The organism is Herbaspirillum rhizosphaerae (genome assembly GCF_046025915.1).
In the GTDB taxonomy this organism is placed as follows: Bacteria; Pseudomonadota; Gammaproteobacteria; order Burkholderiales; family Burkholderiaceae_D; genus Herbaspirillum; species Herbaspirillum rhizosphaerae_A.
The window spans coordinates 98,102-116,506 of the sequence record NZ_JAQQFR010000014.1 but is presented as its reverse complement, the minus strand read 5'-3'; the positions used below and the strand labels follow the sequence as shown (position 1 = coordinate 116,506).

Genomic DNA, 18,405 nt, shown 5'->3' with positions numbered 1-18,405 from the left:
GAAGTGCGTGTGCTTGTCGGCTACCATTCGCTCTTCGATGAAATGAAAGATGATCCATGGGAATACTTGACGACGCACTACGCGAGATAGCGCTGGAGAAACAAGCGGCCGAGGACGACGCCAGACAGGCGCTGGAGGATTTTGACATCATCACCTCCAGAGCCATTGATGCGGTCAAGACAATGGTCGCTTCCCTGAAAGGTGAATTGGAGGCTGCGAGGTGGTGGGCTGATGAGTTGAGGGAAGACAGTCAAAAGCCGGAATCCTTGAGTTTGAGTTTCCGCGTCCGGCGCTATGTGGACAATCCCGATCTCGCGACGAATCCGGACTATATTTATTCCATCAAATTTGACGCCTTGGGCGGTGCCGTGCGAACCGTTGATGACAGCGACACAATGCTGGAGCCGCTGGTATTCCGAGGCGTGGCCAGACAAGATTTTGGCGTGGATCTGGAGAAGGATCTCAAGCTTTTTCTGAAAGCGATTCTTCGCAAGCACTAGATGCTGAAGCACCTTGTGCCGGAATGAAGTTTTACGACTGAGACCGTTCGGATTTCGATAGATATCGGATACGCGCGGTTCAACTTAATGATTTGGGATTATTCATGCTTGCACACACACTCAACTTCACGACCCTCGCTCTGTTTGCTTTGGTGGCGCTGGTAACGATCGCCACACCAGGCCCGACTGTATTGTTGGCACTGGCCAATGGCGCACGCTATGGCGTACGTCGCTCATTGCCGGGCATGCTGGGCGCTGTGTCGTCGGACTTTGTGCTGGTAGGTTCGGTTGCGCTCGGTTTGGGTGCGGTGCTGGCGGCCTCCGAGTTCTGGTTTTCGGTGGTGAAATGGATAGGCGTGGCGTATCTGACCTGGCTGGGGATTCGCATGCTGCGCTCCAAGGGCGGGCTGGATCTTTCGCGCGCGATGGTCGAGTCGGAGGATGTGGCGCCGTCGCGAATTTTTGCCAAGTCGTTTCTGGTCGCGGTGACCAATCCCAAGGGATATCTGTTTTGTTCAGCGCTGCTGCCGCAATTCATCAATGCCGCCGAGCCGCAATGGCCGCAGTATGCAGCGATCAGTCTGGTGTTTGCCGGGCTGGATTTCAGCGTGATGCTGGGTTACGCCATCATCGGTGCGCGTGCGGTCAGTTTGCTGCGTCAGCGCGCAGTCCTGTGGCTGGATCGCTCTTGCGGCGCGATTCTGCTGGCGCTGGCAGGCACGATGGCGTTTTATCGTCGCAGCGGTAACTGAGCTAAAAATGACTCCTAGTGGCTTGCCTTAAAAGCTGACGCACATAAAAAAAGAACCGGCGGCATTGTTCAAATGCCGGCCGGTTCACACCACAACAACTTCAGGTACTGCAGGAGATTTTTTGATTACTGCGGTTTCAGCAAACTGCACTTCGATTCGGCGACGGTAGTAAATGCCTGCTCGCCGGGAATGGTTTCCACCAGCTTCAGATAATCCCAAGGCTTCTTCGATTCTGCCGGCGACTTGACCTGATACAGGTACATGTCGTGGATGTTGCGGCCGTCGGCGCGGATGTAGCCCTTGTTGTAGAAGTCATCGATCTTCATCTTCTTCAGCTCGGCCATGACCTTGGTCGAATCATCGGTCTTGATGGCGGCGACTGCTTTCAGATATGTGGTGGTGGCGGAGTAGGCTGCCGCCTGGTGCGTGCTCGGCATCTTCTTCATCTTCAGGAAGAAACGATTGGCGAACTGGCGCGATGCTTCGTCCTTGTCCCAGTACCAGCTGTCGGTCATCATCAATCCCTCGGCGTTGTTCAGGCCGAGTGCGTGGATGTCGTTGATCACCATCAAGAGGCCCACCAGCTTCATGGTCTTGGTGACGCCAAATTCCTTGGCCGCCTTGATCGCATTGACGGTGTCGTCGCCGGCGTTGGCCAGGCCCAGGATCTGCGCCTTGGAACCCTGCGCTTGCAGCAGGAAGGACGACATGTCGGAGGCGAACAGCGGATGCTTCACCGAGCCCACTACGGTGCCGCCGTTGGCTTTGACCACGGCGCCGGTATCGCTGGCCAGCGCATGACCGAATGCGTAGTCAGCCTCCAGGAAGAACCATGATTTGCCGCCTTGCTTGACGACCGCCTTGCCGGTGCCCTTGGCCAGAGCCACGGTGTCGTATTCATAGTGCACGGTGTAGGGCGTGCACTCTTCATTGGTCAGGCGTGCCGAGCCGGCGCCGATGTTGATGTAGACGCGTTTCTTTTCCGCCATCACCTTGTTGGTCGCCAGCGCGGTGGCGGAATTGACGCCGCCGATCAGCATGTCGAGGCCGCGCTGGTCGGCCCATTCACGCGCCTTGGTGGCGGCGATGTCGGCCTTGTTCAGGTGGTCGGCGGACAGCACTTCGATCGGCTTGCCCAGCACCTTGCCGCCGAAGTCGGCTACTGCCATGCGGATCGCCTCGAGGCCGCCGGCGCCGTCCGTGTCGGCATAGGGGCCGGACATGTCGGTGATGAAGCCGATGCGGACAGCGTCGTCCGACACCTGCGCCTGCGCGGCGCCAGCGAAGCAAAGCGCGGACGCTGCGATCAGACGGGCGAGGGTATTCAGTTTGAATTGTGCTTGCATGTTGTCTCCTGGTTATCGATGCTTTCTGATGAAGCGATCTTTTTTGTACTGCGGGTGAGTCTTATTTTTCACGTCGCTGGCTTAGCAGCTTAATTGCAAAATCGACGCGCACGTCTTTGGCGGCAACCATCTGCTGTACCACCCAATCCATTTCATCCGCCGTTGCGCCGGCTGCCAGCGCAATGTTGCGCGCATGCAGGGCCATGTGGCCGCGCTGGATGCCTTCAGTGGCGAGGGCGCGCAGGGCAGCCATGTTTTGGGCGAGACCGACGGCGACGGCGATTTCAGCCAGTTCTTGCGCCGACTTCACATCCATGATCTTGAGTGCCAGGCGAGCCAGCGGATGCGTCTTGGTGGCGCCGCCGACCAGACCGACCGGCATCGGGATTTCCAGTGTGCCGACCAGATGGCCGTCGTTGCCGATTTCCCAGGTGCTGAGCGAGGTGTAATGGCCGTTGCGTGCAGCATAGGCGTGGGCGCCTGCCTCGACCGCGCGCCAGTCGTTGCCGGTGGCGACGATGACAGGATCGATGCCGTTCATGATGCCCTTGTTGTGCGTGGCGGCGCGGTAAGGGTCGACAGCCGCGAAGGTGTAGGCATCGACAATGCGATTGATCACGTCAACGCCGTCGTAGTCGGCGGTGGTCAATGCTTCCGGCGAGACGCGCACATGGGCACGCGCCAGGCGCAGGTCGGCGAGGTTGGATAGGATGCGCAGGCGCACCTTGCCGCCGGTGATTTGCTCAATATGGCCGGCAACCGCTTCAGCCATGGTGTTGACGGTGTTGGCACCCATCGCGTCGCGCACATCGACGATCAGATGCACGATCACCATTGCGCCGCGCGGTGTGTCAGGGAAGACGTGGACTTCGATGTCCTTGCAACCGCCGCCCAGACTGATCAGTAACTGGTCGCGGCTGTTGGCGATATTGATGATGGTCTGGCGATCCTTCAGAATCGCCAGTCGCGCGCCGTAGGGATCGGTCACGCCGATGACTTGTACCTGGGCGCGCATCAGCGGTTCGCTGCTGGAGGTATGGAAGCCGCCGCAATCGCGGATCAGCTTGGCCATGAAGGACGCTGCTGCGACCACGGACGGTTCTTCCACCGCCATCGGCACGAGTACATCCTTACCATTGAGTTGAAAATAACCGGCCACGCCCATCGGCAGCTGAAAGGTGCCGACCACGTTTTCGATCATGCCGTTGGCGACATCCAGCGACAGCGCGCTCGGATTGCCGAGCAAGGCGGCTTCATCGGCGCTGAGGCTGGCGCGTTCGGCAATTTGCGCCAGGCGTTGCTGTGGTGTGAGTGAACGGAATTGCGGGAGTCGGGAATCGACGGTCATGGCGGGCCTTAGTCTCGATGTTATATCCGGCGTTGGCCGGAATGGAATGAGGCAAGAATAGCAGGCTGTACCCAATATATTTGGTACACTTTTGACGAACAGTACTGCAACTGTACCCAAGACACTTCTCCTGCGATGCAACATCATCCGGAACCGCCATGCCGACCAAATCCCCCGAAGCCGCCGCGCCCCTGACCCTTACACGGCAACTGGTTCAACTGATACAGCGCCAGATCCGCGATGGTGTCTATGCACCCGGCAGCCGCTTGCCATCAATCCGTGACATGGCCAGGACGCATGACTGCGCCAAGAACACCATCGTCAACGCGTTCGATTATCTGACCGCACTCGGTGTGGTGGAGCCGCGGCGAGGTTCCGGGTTCTTCGTTTGCGCAGCGGCGCCGGCCATCAAGGAAGACGACGAGGCCACTTCATTGAGCCGGGCTATGGATGTGGTCTGGCTCATGCGTGAACAATTGAAGAGTGATCCTGAACATCTGCGTCTGGGAGACGGCTTTCCGCCGGTGGATTGGCTGAGCGAAGTGCGGCTGGATAAATTTCATCAGAAGGTGGTGCGCACCGGTCTCGGCGCCTTGTTCGGCTACGGCAGCCGTTTCGGTTACCAGCCATTGCGCCAGCACCTTGTACATCGGCTCGCCAATCACGGTATCGAAGCGTCGGCCAGCCAGATCGTGCTGACCCATGGCGCCAATCAGGCGCTGGATATCGTGATCCGCAATTTCGTCAAACCGGGCGACCGCGTGCTGGTCGATGAGCCGGGCTATTACATGCTATTCGGCAAGCTGAAGCTGAGTGGCGCGCGCATCATCGGTATCCCGCGTCTGGCCGACGGTCCCGATCTGGAAGCGTTGGAGCGGGAGTTGAAAATCGGCAAACCTTGCCTGTTCTTCACCCAGACGCTGGCACACAACCCAACCGGCTCCGACACCTCGCCGCACAAGGCGCACAAGATCCTGCAACTGGCCGACCGCTACAACGCCATCATCGTCGAGAACGACACCTTCGCCGACTTCAAGCCCAACGCCGCGCCGCGTATTGCTACGCTGGATCAACTGCGGCGCACGATTTATGTCGGCAGCTTTTCGAAGTCGGTATCGGCGGCTTTGCGCGTCGGTTTTCTTGCCTGCCACCGCGATCTGGCCAGTGATCTTGCCGACATCAAGATGCTGATTCACGTGAGCAGTTCCGAGTATTGCGAACGCACGCTCGATGTCATTCTCAGCGAGGGACATTACAACCGTCACGCAGCCCGTCTGCGCGATCGCCTGACGCAGGCCACCGAGAACGCACGTCGTCTGCTTGATCAGCTGGGCGCAGAACTGTTTTGCGCACCGGCACAATCGATGTATGTCTGGGCGGCAATGCCGGGTTTCCCGGATTCCAAGACGCTGGCGCAGGCGCTGATGCGGCAGAATATCGTCACTGCACCGGGCAGCATATTTCACATCGATACCGAAGTGCAATCTCGCTGGTCGCGCTACAACGTCGGTTTGCTTGGCGATCCGCGTTTTGCGGCAGCGATGCAGGGGTTGCTGCGCTAGAAGTGGACTAGTGCAGGGCTGATCGTATAGTCAGCTCCAAGCCTCGGTTTGCACTAGAATGGAGGCCTTTTCGAGGCAATCCATTTTCTTTCTATGCTAGTCAAGCCACCTCTGCTCAGTGTCGCGGAAGCGACCAAGTTTCTTTCCAAGTCCGCCGTCCCGCTGACCGACACGGAAATCGTCCCCACGCTGGAAGCCAACGGCCGCGTTTTGGCGGCGCCGCAGGTGTCGCAGATCAACGTGCCGGGCATGGACAATTCGCAGATGGATGGCTACGCCGTACGCGCGGCCGAGTGTGCCAGCGGTGAAACGCGTTTGCGGGTATCGCAACGTATTCCCGCAGGTCACGTCGGCACCGCGCTGGAGCCTGGCACGGCAGCGCGCATCTTCACTGGCGCAATGGTGCCGGAAGGCGCTGACGCCATCGTCATGCAGGAGGCTTGCGAGTTCAGTAAAGATGCCGATGGCGATCACGTGATCGTTCGTCATGTGCCGGAAGCGGGCGACTGGATTCGCACCATCGGTGAAGACATCCGATCCGCCAGCACCATCCTGCCGTCCGGTGTACGCTTGCGTCCGCAAGAGCTGGGTCTGGTTGCTTCAGTCGGATTGGCTACGTTGCCGGTAGTGCGCAAGCTGCGTGTGGCGGTGTTCTTTACCGGCGATGAGCTGACGATGCCGGGCGAAGCGTTGAAGCCCGGCGCGATTTACAACTCCAATCGTTTTTTGCTGCGTGGCTTGTTGGAAAACCTCGGCTGCGACGTCAAGGATTTCGGCATCGTGCCGGATCAGTTGCAAGCTACGCGTGACACCTTGCGCGCTGCAGCAGCCAGCCACGATCTGATCATCACCAGCGGCGGTGTCTCGGTCGGTGAAGAAGACCACGTCAAGCCGGCTGTCGAAGCGGAAGGCCGTCTCAATATGTGGCAGATCGCCATGAAGCCGGGTAAGCCGCTGGCTTTCGGCGAAATCAATCGTAGCAGTGATGCAAGCGGCAAGGCCTTCTTCATTGGCTTGCCTGGTAATCCTGTGTCGACCTTCGTTACCTTCCTGATTTTTGTACGGCCGTTTTTGCTGCGCCTGCAAGGCGTGGAAAACGTCGCACCGCGCGCGCTGACCATGCGTGCCGATTTCAACTGGCCCAAAGCCGACCGCCGTCAGGAATTTCTGCGAGCCCGTTTCAACGATCAGGGCGGGCTTGATCTGTTTCCGCACCAGGGCTCGGGTGTGTTGACATCAACGGTATGGGGCGACGGTCTGATTGACAACGCACCGGGCAAGACCATCGCCGAGGGCGATCTTGTGCGGTTTATTCCATTCGACCACTTGCTTAACTGAGCCGGCAAGTCCGGCAAGTGCGTGTCGTCCATCGTCTTCAAAGGATTTGAAACACATGAAAATAGAACTCCGTTTTTTTGCCAGCGTGCGTGAGGCGCTCGGCGCCACGCAAGAAGTCGTCGATTTGCCGGATCACGTCAAGACCGTCGGCGACGTACGTGCTTTCCTGATGGGCCGTGGTGGCCTGTGGATGGAAGTATTGTCGCCTGAGAAGGCATTGCGCATGGCTTACGATCACAACATGGTCGAGCCTGATACGTTGATCGAAGAGGGTGGCGAAGTCGCTTTCTTCCCGCCGGTAACGGGCGGTTGAGTTTGAGGGAAATCATGCCGCTGCCCAAAGAACAGCTTGATGTCATTGCCGGCGGCACGCTGGCGCATTACGAAGGCCGCGCGGTCGACTTCCGCGAAGGCACGCGAGACCATGACGTCAGCCAGAACATCAATGCCTTGCTGGATGCCATCGCGGAATCTCCATCGGCGTCGGCGCCGCTGACCATTCTGGATTTCGGCTGTGGGCCGGGGCGCGACTTGCAGACTTTTACCAAGCTGGGCCATCGCGCCATCGGTCTTGACGGCACGGCCAGTTTTGTCGAGATGGCGCGCGTCGATTCGGGCTGCGAAGTGTGGCATCAGAACTTCTTTGAACTGGATTTGCCGGCCGCCTTATTTGACGGCGTGTTTGCCAATGCGTCCTTGTTCCATGTTCCGGTCGCTGAGTTGCCGCGCGTGCTGGTTCAGTTACGCGAAACGCTCAAGCCTGACGGCGTGCTGTTCTGCTCCAATCCGCGCGGCAGCAACAGCGAAGGCTGGAGCAGTGGGCGCTATGGTTCGTATCACGATCTGGAAGCCTGGCGCAGCTTCATGACGGCAGCAGGTTTTGCCGAGATACGGCATTATTACCGTCCCGATGGACTGCTGCGCGCCGAGCAGGCATGGCTGGCGACGGTGTGGCGCAAGTCCGTGTAAATTGCGCCCCTGAAATCATTCAACAAAAACAGCGATCATGACGCTACAAACCTTTTTTCTCTATCTCGCGGCGGTATTCGTTCTGACCGTCACACCCGGCCCCAGTGTCCTGATGTGCATTACCAACGGCATCCATCACGGCGTACGTCGCGCCTTTGCCGGTGCGTTGGGCAGCGTGACGGCGGTGTGTCTGATCATGCTGGTGTCGGCCGCAGGACTGGGAGCGATTCTTGCAGTTTCGGAAAAGGTGTTTCTCATTTTGAAATGGTGCGGCGTTGCCTATCTCGCGTATATTGGCGTGCGAACTTTTTTCTCGACCCAAAGCACGATAGGCGTGGACGAAGGGCGCGCGCCGGCGACGACAAAGTCGCGCGCCAGTTTGTACTGGCAAGGATTCCTGGTCGGAGGAAGCAATCCCAAGGCGCTGTTGTTCTTCACCGCGTTCTTCCCGCAGTTCATCAATCCGCAGGCCGCACAGTTGCCGCAGTTTCTGGTGCTGGGCGCGACCTTCGTCTGTTTCGAATTGTTCTGGCTGACGTTCTATGCGCACTTTGCTGCACGTGTGGCGCCGTGGCTGCGTACGCCGGGGCGGGCGAAGATGTTCAATCGCCTGTCCGGTGCGACTTTTATCGGTGCGGGCGCATTGTTGGCAACAGTAAAACGTAGTTGAAGAAATGTAGTTGAAGAAGCATAGCTCGTAGAAAAAAATGCTAAGCGCCAGAGTAGTGCGAGGCAGGAGAAAATCAGGTGAGGGGACGCTCATACATTGAAGACAAGGAGATATCTTGCACCTGACCACTGAAATTGCCGCCTGGGCGGCACAGGATACGCGCCTGCTGCTATCCGTTCTCATCGCCTTGATCGGCATAGTTGTGCTGATCAGTGTTCTGAAAATCGCTCCCTTCCTTTCTATCCTGCTCGGCACCTTCATCGCCGGCATGGGTGCGGGCTTGCCGCTCGAAAAGATCGCTTCGGCGTTCAGTAAAGGCGCCGGCAGCATCCTCGGCGAAGCGGGCATCATCATTGCGCTGGGCGCGATGCTCGGGGCCCTGATGGCGGACTCCGGGGCGGCCGACAAGATCGTCACGACCTTGCTGAAATACGCCAAGGGTCAGGCGATCCCGTGGATGATGGCGCTGGTGGCGCTCGTCGTCGGCCTGCCGTTGTTCTTTGAAGTCGGCCTGGTGATGATGGCGCCGATCATCTTCGTCATGGCACGCCGGTCGCAGCAGCCGATTCTGCGCGTGGCGATTCCTGCGCTGGCCGGCATGACGACGCTGCATGCCTTGCTGCCACCGCATCCGGGCCCGTTGATTGCAGTCAGCGCCTTGCATGCGGATCTTGGCACTACCATGCTGCTCGGTTTTATCGTCGCGATTCCGGCTGTGATTCTGGCTGGTCCGTTGTACGGCATGTGGCTTGCGCCGCGCATGCCGATCGGCGAGCCGGAACAGATCGGTGCCTTGTTCAAAGGCCAGCAAGCGGCTGAGCTGCAACCAGGCTTCCTGGCATCGCTGGTAACGATTCTGCTGCCGGTGGTGCTGATGCTGGGCCGCACCGTCGCCAAGATCTGGGTCACACCTGAAACTACCTTGTTTGAAATGCTCAACTTCTTCGGTGAGCCGATCATCGCACTGACCGTGACGGTGCTGTTCGCCGTGATCGTGCTGGGTTGGGCGCAGGGAACTGACCGTACCAAAGTCGGTGCCATTTTGCGCAAGGCCTTGCCGCCGATTGCCGGTCTGCTGTTGACCATCGGCGCAGGTGGCGGCTTGAAGCAGGCTTTGCTGACCGCAGGTATCAGCGATACCATCACCAAGGTTGCGACCGGCACGCACGTGCCGCTGATCTTGCTGGCATGGCTGATCGCCGTGGCGCTGCGTCAGGCAACTGGTTCCGCAACGGTGGCGACCACTGCAACCGCCGGCATCGTTGCGCCGCTGGTGGCAAGCTTGTCCGGCACGCACAATGCCTTGATGGCATTGGCAATCGGCGCCGGATCGGTGTTCTTCTGCCACGTCAATGACGCCGGTTTCTGGATGGTGAAGGAATACTTCGGTCTCGATCTCAAGCAGACCTTCGCAACATGGTCGGTGATCCAGACTATCGTCTCGGTGGTGGGGCTGGGCATGACGCTGCTGCTGTGGGGCATCCTCACTTAACAGTGCTCCTCCTTCTATGAACAAGTCCCGGCTGGTCCGGGACTTGTCGTTTCTGGCGGCAATGGCTTGGTCGATGCCGGCAAGACATTGGGTACAATGAGGGCGATTCCATTTGCCTCTCCATTTTTTCTATGCCGATCCGCGTCCAGACTGCCGACTTTGACCTCAGTGCCGAGATCGTTGCACTGCGCCTGAGCAACCCCAAGGTGGGGGCGGTAGTCAGCTTTGTCGGCACGGTGCGCGATCTCAATGATGGCGCCAGCGTGCGGGAAATGGAACTGGAGCATTACCCCGGCATGACCGAAAAGGCGCTGGAGCAGATCGTTGCCGACGCCAAGGCGCGCTGGGAGATTTTCGATGCGCTGGTGGTCCATCGCGTCGGCCCCTTGCAGCCGCTGGATCAGATTGTGCTGGTTGCGGTCACCTCGAAGCATCGCGGCGAAGCCTTTGCCGCTTGCGAGTTCATCATGGACTATCTCAAGACGCAGGCGCCGTTCTGGAAAAAAGAACAGACGCCCGACGGCGCACGCTGGGTGGATGCGCGCGAGAGCGACGACCAGGCGGTGTCGAAATGGCAGCCTAAAGCAGATTGATCTTCTCTTCTTCTCTACAACAATAAAACATGTTCCGTCTGCCAACGACCGCCACTGCGCCATTTTGTCCTTCTGAAGTTTCCGGCAGCGTGTCGGTGCCGCCAAATGCAGGCGTTTGGCAAAAGCTCAAAGTCTATGTCGGCCCCGGCTTGCTGATCTCCATCGGCTATATGGATCCGGGCAACTGGGCGACGTCGGTTCAGGCCGGGTCGCAGTTCGGCTATCAGTTGCTGTTCGTGGTGATGTTGTCGAGCCTGGCGGCGATTATGCTCCAATGCCTGTGTGCAAGGCTAGGCATCGTTACCGGCAAGGATCTGGCCGTCCATTCACGCGAAAATTATCCGCCGGCGGTAGGCAAGGGCATGTGGGTATTCGCTGAGCTATCGATTATCGCCTGCGATCTGGCCGAGGTGCTCGGTTGCGCGCTGGCATTCAAGTTGCTGCTGGGCGTCTCGCTGCCTGTCGGCGTGCTGCTGACCGCGCTGGACACCGTCATTGTGCTGGGTTTGCAGGGACGCGGATTCCGCCAGGTTGAGGCAATCATCCTTGGTCTGGTGGTGACGATTGCGGTATGCCTGTTCACGCAATTGGCCTTCGTCAAAGCCGACTGGCATGCCGTGGTGCAAGGCTTTGTGCCATCGTTGGCGGCGCTGTCTAGCCGTGAACCGCTGTATCTGGCGATCGGTGTACTGGGCGCGACGGTGATGCCACATAACCTGTATCTGCATTCTTCCATCGTACAGACGCGTGCGGTCAGGCGTGACCGCCGCAGCCTGTTGGAGGCGATTCGTTACACGCGCGTTGATACGACTGTGTCACTGATCATCGCGATGGCGATCAACGCCGCAATCCTGATCATTGCTGCGTCGGCATTCCACAGCAGCGGCCGTACCGACGTGGTGGATCTGGATGTGGCGTATCACTTGCTTGATCCGATTACCGGGTCTTCGCTGGCGGCGATCTTGTTCGGCATCGGTTTGTTTGCGGCGGGGCAGAGTTCCACCTTCACCGGGACGATTGCCGGGCAGGTGATCATGGAAGGTTTTCTGAAATTGAAGATCCCGTGCTGGCAGCGCCGCATGGTGACGCGCGGATTGGCCTTGATTCCAGCGCTGATCGGTGTGCTGACCTTGGGCGAGCATTCGGTCGGACGTCTGCTGGTGCTCAGTCAGGTGGTACTGAGCTTGCAGTTGCCGTTTGCGATGTATCCGCTAATCCGACTGACCAGCCGGCGCGACTTGATGGGCGACTTCGTCAACCCGATATGGCTTGCCGCGCTGGCGTGGATGTTATTCCTCGGCATCAGCGCGGCGAATGTGTGGCTGGTGGTGCAGCTTTTTACTTGAGCTTATTTGGCGGAAGCAGACTTGTTCTGACCGTTTGGCTCCAGCGTCACGGTGCAGGTCAGGCCTGCAGCCAGCAGCACATCCTTCGGCACTTCATCGATATGGATTCGCACTGGAATCCGTTGTGCCAGACGCACCCAGTTGAAGGTCGGATTGACGTCGGCCAGCAGTTCGCGGCTTTGTGGATTGTCGCGGTCATAGATGCCGCGTGAAATGCTATCGACGTGGCCGCGCAATGTGGCACCGTTGATCAACTGGATCTTTGCCTTGTCGCCGACGGCAACGTAGGGCAGTTTGGTCTCTTCAAAATACCCATATACCCAGAACGAATGGCTGTCGATGATGGCGATCTTGGCTGCGCCCACGCTGGCGTAATCGCCACGGCGCACACTCAGATTGGTGATGTAGCCGTCGACCGGTGCATAGACCTTGGTGCGGTCGAGGTTGAGCTTGGCGGCATCGCGCTGGGCGATGGCGACCTGGTATTGCGCATCGGCCGCGGTAACCTGGCTGCCGGCATCTTCACGGTTTTCACGCGAGACCACCAGGCTATCCATGTCAGCACGGCGGCGTGCCTGTGCACGGCGCATGTCGAGATCGGCCTTGCGCGCCAACACGGAGGCTTCTGCCTGTTGCAGCGCCAATTGATAGTGCGACGGGTCAATCTGCATCAGCAGGTCGCCCTTGTGCACCAGCTGGTTGTCACGCACGGGCAGATCCACGATCTGGCCGGCGACATCCGGTGCAATGTTGACGACGTCGGCCCGTACACGGCCGTCGCGGGTCCATGGCGAGACCATATAGTGCTGCCATAGCGTCCACGCCAGGAAGATGGCGGCAAGAAAAATCAGCGCCGTTATGATGAATCGAAAAATGGTTTTGACCGACATGATGGATTACTCCTGATTGATTCCGTATCTGTTTTTCTGAAGTTGCCGTTTTTTCAGGCTAACTGTAAATCGCCAGGCCGAGCAGCGCCGCGATGCAAGTGAACAAGCTGACGCGAAACAGCGCCGGATGCCACACCAGGTTGTACAAGCCGATGCGCACCAGGATACGGTCGGCGACCAGCGCAATGGCGCCGGCAACAATCACGGCCAGTAGCAGTGTCGGCACGTAAGCGTCAAAGAAAGAAATTTCACGCGGCATGGCTTGCTCCTGAATGGTTTCCCGAAGACGTGTTGGCGCGTGCGTCCTGGTTTTGATGCATGGGTTGCAGCGGCGATTGCGGATCCAGCAACGCCGTGCGGATGAAATGCAGGTAGCTCAGCGTGCGCTGCAAGCGATGCCGCTCGCTGCGTTCGCGATAGTGAGGGCCGATGGCACGCTGCACTTCAGCGATGGCGTTGTTGTTGGCGCCCAGTACCGCCGCCAGCGTCGCGGGCGTGGGTTGTTCGAACAGCGCCGGCAGCGTTTCGCGCAGGCGATTAAGGGCCGTGTAGGCGGTGTCCGGCAATAGCTCCGGATTGCCGCTGCGGATGCCGTGCAGCTCGGTACGCAGTTCAATGATGGCGTGGCCGATTTCCAATGTGGCGAACATCCAGCCAAAGGCGTCCTTGCGTAGCGCCGGGCGGCTGCCGGTGACCATGGTGATCTGATGCATCAGGTCGCGCGTGCCGCTTTCAAATTGCAATGCCAGATGCGCCAGCTTGCCAAAACAGGCCTGGATAACTTGCTTGCGCAATTGTTTTTCCAGATGGCGCACGGTCCAGTTGGTGGTCGGCGGCAACAGCAGCATGAAGGCGACGGTGGTCACGATCAGCGAGACCATCAGGGCGATACATTCGTTCAGATATCCTGCCGCGTTGAAGTGAGCGAGGTTGTCGGGCACCGCCACAAACGGGAAGAAGATACAGATGCCCAATCCATAACCGGCCAGCGACGGCTTGGTAGTCAGCAATACTGCCAGCATCAGTACCGGCGTCAGTGCGGCGGCCAGCATCCAGAAACCGTCGAGTTGCGGCACGATATGGAAGGTGTAGAAATAGCCGAGTACTACCGCTACGCCCACGCCCATGGTGACGGTGCGCGTCGCCTTGGCCGGATCCGGCGCAGCAGAAGTGATCGCACAAAATGCGGCGGCATTGAGTGCGGCGACGTCGCCGCTGGGCCAGCCGCTCAGGATCCAGAATGTCGACAAGCCAATCAGTGTGATGGCAGCACGGGCACCCGCGATGCTGGCGATGACCAGGCTGGTTTTTGGGGCGTAGGTGTGCTCCCATTGCTCGCGCTCATGGCGGCGTTGCACCAGCGAGGCGTAGGTCAGCGTATAGGCATGCAGCTCGTCGATTACGCGATAGAGCAGTTCTGAGGCAGTATCGAAATCGAGGATTGCCTCGTCGCCGAACGCGTCCGCATGCATGGCGCGCGTGGTGCGCACGCGGCGCGGCAGTTCTTGCTTGTACGCGTCCAGCTTGAGCGCCGCATCGGCGGCGTCGCTTGCCGTCATCACCGGTTCACCGCCGCTGCGTGTGAGCAGAGGCTGTACTTCCTGGTAGTAGGGGGAAATTGCATCAATCACCAGTTGCGCGGAAGGATTGCGGCTGTCGTGCAGGCGGTTCATCAGCTGATGGAGGGCGTGCACACGGGTCGACAGAGCCATGAACTCGCTGTTCATGCGGGTCAGGCGGCCGCTGCGCAAGCGGATTTCAGGATCTTCAAAAATCGCCGAGCTGCGTAGCGCTTCCAGGCCGATGATGTCGCCGACAAAGCGAGCGTTGGTGGCTTCCAGCGCCTTGCGGTCGGCGGTGCCGCCCAGCGTGGCACCAATCAGATCGACAAAGGCGGTGAAGCGTCCGCGGATGATGCGCACCAGACCCGGGGCACTGGCTTGCGGAAAGACCAGTGCGCTGACTACGCCGGCACAGACGATGCCGACGGTGATTTCCGTTACGCGGGTCATGACCGAATCGAACGTCAGTGCCGGGTTGAGTGCTGCCGGCAGACCGATCAATGCCACTGTATAACCCGATAGTACGAAACCGTACGAACGGAAGTTGCGGTTGTGTGCCGAGCCGAGCGTGCACAGACCGATCCAGAGGGCGGTCGCGAGGATGAACAGTTCCGGGGTCTGTGCGAACAGGCCGACGAAGACGAAGATCGCGACCGAGCCGACCAGGGTGCCGATGACGCGATAAAAACTCTTGGCCAGGATCATCCCGCTCTGCGGCTGCATCACGATAAAAACTGTGATCAGGCCCGAACGCGGCGATTCCAAGTCCAGCCCGTAACCGATGCCAAGCGCCAAGAGGCCGGCAAAGACCATCTTGAAGACGTAGATCCAGTTTGGGAATTCGGTTTGCCACCAGTCGGCGGCAGCTTCACGCAGCTGTTGGCCGAAGGGTGGCCGGACAGCTGCAGGTGCCGATATAGCTGGCGTTACCGGTGTGTTCACGGTGCCACTCCTGTAGCAGCTGTTGCGACTGCGGCATCTTCAGGAACAGATACTTCCAGTCCACCGCCCAGCGCGACGGTCAGACTGGCGTAGGCGTTGAGCTTTTGCGCCAGCAGTTGTTGCACGACCTGCTGTTGATGCAACCATTGTGTTTGCGCGGTAAGCACATTCACGTAGTTGGTCAGACCGCGTTGATAGGCGCGGGTGGCGATGTCGATGTTCTTTTGCGCGGCCGCCACCGACAGGTCGGCTTGCACTTGCTGGCGCTTGATGGCCTGCAGCGTCACGATCTGGTCGGCGATGCTCCTGAGCGCCTGGCTCAGCAACATGTTGTAGTGCTCCACTTCCAAGTCGTAGCCTGCGGTGGTGGCGCCGAGTTGGCCGCGCAGGCGTCCGCCTTCAAAGATAGGCAGCGAGATCGCCGGGCCGTAGCTGGTCGTGAGGTTTGGCGCGCTGAGGAAGCTGAACAGGCTACCGCCCGCTGCTGCTGGGCCGATGCTGGCCATCAGGTTGATGTTGGGATAGAAGGCGGCCTTGGCGACTGCGATGCCTTTCGAAGCAGCCTCAACGCGCCAGCGCGCGGCGCTGATGTCGGGACGGCGGCCGATCAGTTCAGCCGGCAACGCACTCGGCAGACCGATACCAGCCTGCAGATTCATGCTCGGACGCGTGATGCTGTCGCCGGCGCCCGGGCCTTGGCCAAGCAGAGCGGCCAGTTGATTGCGGATGAGCGCGATGCTTTCTTCCAGGGCTTCGATCTGGCGGCGGGTTTCCGGCAGGGGGACTTCCGCTTGGGTAATTTCCATCTGAGTGCCGATACCGCCCTTGAAGCGGCGATTAGCCAGATCGAGGATGCGCTGTTCCTGTTTCAGGGTTTCTTGCGTGTTATCCAGTAGTCCATATTGCAACGACAACTGCACGTAGGTACGTACGACATTGCTTTCCAGATCGAGCTGGGCGGCACGGCCATCGGCGGCGACGGCGTGGATTTCATCCTGCGCGCGCTCGGTGGTGTTGCGGTTGCGATCCCACAGGTCGAGGTTGTACGAAAGGCTCAGCGCAGCAGTATTGTTCCAGGTCAGCTTGTCGCGGAAGCTGGCGCCGTAATAGACGTTGTCGGACCAGTCCTTGCGGCCGATGGCGGCATCCAGCTGCGCTTGCGGCAATTCACCAGCATGAGCGACAACCGCCATGGCTTGCGCTTGGCGCACACGGGCAGCGGCGATGGCCATACTGGGGTTGCCGGCGACGGCAGCGGCGACCAGACGATTGAGTTGGGGATCTGCGTAAGTTTCCCACCAGGCGCGCTTGGGCCAGCCGGCTTCAGCGCCGACCTGGCGGATGGCGTTGCCGACATCGAGCGTGTTGGGCTGCTGCAAAGCCGCCTGTGGCTTGATGCCGCCGTTGTCGGCGCAGCCCGCGAGGACGAGCAATGACGCCATGCAGAGGGCCAGGAGCGGCGCAGCAAAGAGGCGTTTGTCAGCAGTGGTGTTCATCAGACTATCCCAAAAAATGCAAATATGCAGCGTTTGTCATTCTATTTGGTAAAGATCTAGAGAAAAACCGCAGGAAACACAAAGGGTCTTTTCAATTACTGCAATAATGATTGCGCTGTTTTGGGTAACAATGCAGCATCCGAAAGGCCGCTTTGCATCATTTTGTTGCTTTGCACAGTCAAAACGGTCGGTGTCGGTCGGATTTAAGACAGGAATATATGGATACCTTGCAAAACATGCGCATATTCATGCGTGTAGTCGATGCTGGCAGTTTTACGCTGGCCGCGCAACAAATGGATTTAACCACCGCGCACGTGTCGCGCGCCGTCGCCGATCTGGAGCGTCATCTGCGTACGCGCTTGCTCAATCGCACCACGCGGCGGATCGCGCTGACCGAAGCGGGAGAGCGTTATCTGCTGCGTTGCGAACAGATCATGTCCTATGTGCAGGAGGCTGAAGCCGAAGCCGGCGACGCCTACGTCAGGCCGTCGGGGCGATTGCGCATCCACACGATGACCAGCTTCGGGCAGCGTTATGTGATCCCCGCGATTTCCAATTATCAGAAGCGCTATCCAGACGTCGCCATCGAGCTGACGCTGGCGCAGCGCGTGCCGGATTTGCTGGAAGAAGGCTTCGACGTTTCGCTGGTGCTGGCGCGCGAATTGCCGGATTCCGGTCTGATCTTTCGCCAGCTTGGCAGCATCTACAGCATTCTGTGTGCTTCGCCGTTCTACCTGGAAAAGCACGGCGCGCCGCAAAAACCCTCGGAGTTACTCAATCATTCCTGTCTGCAACTGGTGAGCTCGGTGTCGCCTCTTAATGAGTGGGTGATGGAAGGTCCGGACGGTAAAGAGACCGTCGCCATCAAATCCAACTTTCAGGTCAACGTCGCCGAAGCGATGTTGCTGAGCCTGAAAGAGGGCATGGGCATTGGCGTGCTGCCGATCTATTCCGCCGTCGATGCTTTGCGCGCCGGGACCATCGTGCGCGTGTTGCCGCAGTTCCGCATGCAGCATATGGGCGTATACGCGTTGTATCCGTCGCGGCAATATCTCGACGCCAAGATCAGCACCTGGGTCGACTGGATGCATGAGAGCGTCGACAAAGCCATGCAGGATGATCATCAGGCGCTTGACCGGATCACGGTTCATTCGCCATGATCGCGTATTGCGGTGGTCGCATGGCGATCAACACCAACACTTCGATATGAACGGAAACTGACGATGAAATGGCTGGCAGTAGGCATGGGAGCGGCGCTGGGCGCCTGGTTGCGCTGGGGACTGAGCCTGTGGTTGAACGTGGGCGGCAGTGCGCTGCCGCTGGGTACGCTGGCCGCCAACTGGGGCGGTGGTTTTGTGATCGGTTTTCTGGTGGCATTTTTTGAGGGGCATCAGTCCTTGCCGCCGGAATGGCGTTTATTTCTGATCACCGGCTTTCTGGGTGGACTGACAACGTTTTCCACTTTCTCGGCGGAAGCCATGATGCTGCTGCAGCGCGGCGACTATATGTGGGCGATTGCGCATTCCGGGTTGCATTTGCTGGGATCCATCATTCTCTGCGTGGCCGGCTTTGCGGCGTATCGCGCCTTGTTTGCCTGAT

General features: G+C 59.1%; 18 protein-coding genes. 12 read left to right on the top strand and 6 right to left on the bottom strand.

What is annotated here, in order from left to right:
* Positions 1-56 precede the first annotated feature (56 nt).
* Positions 57-500, top strand: coding sequence for a hypothetical protein (locus tag PQR63_RS19905; RefSeq protein ID WP_408169689.1), 444 nt, complete (start codon positions 57-59; stop codon positions 498-500).
* A gap of 104 nt (positions 501-604) precedes the next feature.
* Positions 605-1,252 carry a LysE family translocator gene (locus PQR63_RS19900; protein ID WP_408169688.1) on the top strand — a complete coding sequence of 216 codons (648 nt, stop codon included), beginning with the start codon at positions 605-607 and terminating at the stop codon, positions 1,250-1,252.
* Positions 1,253-1,377: 125 nt separating this feature from the next.
* Here PQR63_RS19900 and PQR63_RS19895 read toward each other — a convergent pair whose 3' ends face one another.
* Positions 1,378-2,598 (bottom strand): ABC transporter substrate-binding protein, encoded by a 1,221-nt coding sequence (locus tag PQR63_RS19895; protein WP_408169687.1) that lies wholly within the window; start codon positions 2,596-2,598, stop codon positions 1,378-1,380.
* Positions 2,599-2,659: 61 nt separating this feature from the next.
* Positions 2,660-3,946, bottom strand: coding sequence for a hydroxymethylglutaryl-CoA reductase, degradative (locus tag PQR63_RS19890; protein ID WP_408169686.1), 1,287 nt, complete (start codon positions 3,944-3,946; stop codon positions 2,660-2,662).
* A gap of 158 nt (positions 3,947-4,104) precedes the next feature.
* On the opposite strand from PQR63_RS19890, the gene PQR63_RS19885 reads away from it, so the two are divergent.
* The 8 genes from PQR63_RS19885 (at position 4,105) to PQR63_RS19850 (ending at position 11,916) form a co-directional block, all read left to right on the top strand.
* Positions 4,105-5,508, top strand: a complete 1,404-nt coding sequence (locus PQR63_RS19885; RefSeq protein ID WP_408169685.1) for an aminotransferase-like domain-containing protein — start codon at positions 4,105-4,107, stop codon at positions 5,506-5,508.
* 93 nt (positions 5,509-5,601) lie between these two features.
* Positions 5,602-6,846, top strand: coding sequence for a molybdopterin molybdotransferase MoeA (locus tag PQR63_RS19880; protein ID WP_408169684.1), 1,245 nt, complete (start codon positions 5,602-5,604; stop codon positions 6,844-6,846).
* Positions 6,847-6,901: 55 nt separating this feature from the next.
* Positions 6,902-7,159 (top strand): molybdopterin converting factor subunit 1, encoded by a 258-nt coding sequence (moaD, locus tag PQR63_RS19875; RefSeq protein WP_408169683.1) that lies wholly within the window; start codon positions 6,902-6,904, stop codon positions 7,157-7,159.
* Positions 7,160-7,173: 14 nt separating this feature from the next.
* Complete coding sequence (locus tag PQR63_RS19870) at positions 7,174-7,815, top strand: class I SAM-dependent methyltransferase (protein ID WP_408169682.1); 642 nt, start codon at positions 7,174-7,176, stop codon at positions 7,813-7,815.
* Positions 7,816-7,852: 37 nt separating this feature from the next.
* Positions 7,853-8,485, top strand: coding sequence for a LysE family translocator (locus tag PQR63_RS19865; protein WP_408169681.1), 633 nt, complete (start codon positions 7,853-7,855; stop codon positions 8,483-8,485).
* 115 nt (positions 8,486-8,600) lie between these two features.
* Complete coding sequence (locus PQR63_RS19860) at positions 8,601-9,977, top strand: GntT/GntP/DsdX family permease (RefSeq protein WP_408169680.1); 1,377 nt, start codon at positions 8,601-8,603, stop codon at positions 9,975-9,977.
* Positions 9,978-10,108: 131 nt separating this feature from the next.
* Complete coding sequence (gene moaE, locus PQR63_RS19855; protein ID WP_408169679.1) at positions 10,109-10,570, top strand: molybdopterin synthase catalytic subunit MoaE; 462 nt, start codon at positions 10,109-10,111, stop codon at positions 10,568-10,570.
* 29 nt (positions 10,571-10,599) lie between these two features.
* Entirely contained in the window at positions 10,600-11,916 is a 1,317-nt protein-coding gene (locus PQR63_RS19850) for an Nramp family divalent metal transporter (RefSeq protein WP_408169678.1), read from the top strand.
* 2 nt (positions 11,917-11,918) lie between these two features.
* Here the strand turns inward: PQR63_RS19850 and PQR63_RS19845 are convergent, their stop codons facing one another.
* Genes PQR63_RS19845 through PQR63_RS19830 form a run of 4 tightly spaced genes read right to left on the bottom strand, consistent with a single transcriptional unit; the run spans position 11,919 to position 16,806 of the window.
* Complete coding sequence (locus PQR63_RS19845; RefSeq protein WP_408169677.1) at positions 11,919-12,806, bottom strand: efflux RND transporter periplasmic adaptor subunit; 888 nt, start codon at positions 12,804-12,806, stop codon at positions 11,919-11,921.
* 58 nt (positions 12,807-12,864) lie between these two features.
* The gene (locus PQR63_RS19840; protein ID WP_094564162.1) at positions 12,865-13,065 is read right to left on the bottom strand and encodes a DUF1656 domain-containing protein; all 201 of its coding nucleotides are present in this window, start codon (positions 13,063-13,065) and stop codon (positions 12,865-12,867) included.
* The gene (locus PQR63_RS19835; RefSeq protein WP_408169676.1) at positions 13,055-15,310 is read right to left on the bottom strand and encodes an FUSC family protein; all 2,256 of its coding nucleotides are present in this window, start codon (positions 15,308-15,310) and stop codon (positions 13,055-13,057) included. Before PQR63_RS19835 ends, PQR63_RS19840 begins: the two co-directional genes overlap by 11 nt.
* Positions 15,307-16,806: an efflux transporter outer membrane subunit gene (locus tag PQR63_RS19830; RefSeq protein ID WP_408169675.1), complete on the bottom strand. Its 1,500-nt coding sequence runs from the start codon at positions 16,804-16,806 to the stop codon at positions 15,307-15,309. The genes PQR63_RS19835 and PQR63_RS19830 overlap by 4 nt, the downstream gene beginning before the upstream one ends.
* Positions 16,807-17,024: 218 nt before the next feature.
* On the opposite strand from PQR63_RS19830, the gene PQR63_RS19825 reads away from it, so the two are divergent.
* Together PQR63_RS19825 and crcB are read left to right on the top strand one after the other, a co-directional pair.
* The gene (locus tag PQR63_RS19825) at positions 17,025-17,966 is read left to right on the top strand and encodes a LysR family transcriptional regulator (protein WP_408169674.1); all 942 of its coding nucleotides are present in this window, start codon (positions 17,025-17,027) and stop codon (positions 17,964-17,966) included.
* A gap of 63 nt (positions 17,967-18,029) precedes the next feature.
* Positions 18,030-18,404, top strand: a complete 375-nt coding sequence (gene crcB / locus PQR63_RS19820; protein ID WP_408169673.1) for a fluoride efflux transporter CrcB — start codon at positions 18,030-18,032, stop codon at positions 18,402-18,404.
* Position 18,405 lies beyond the last annotated feature (1 nt).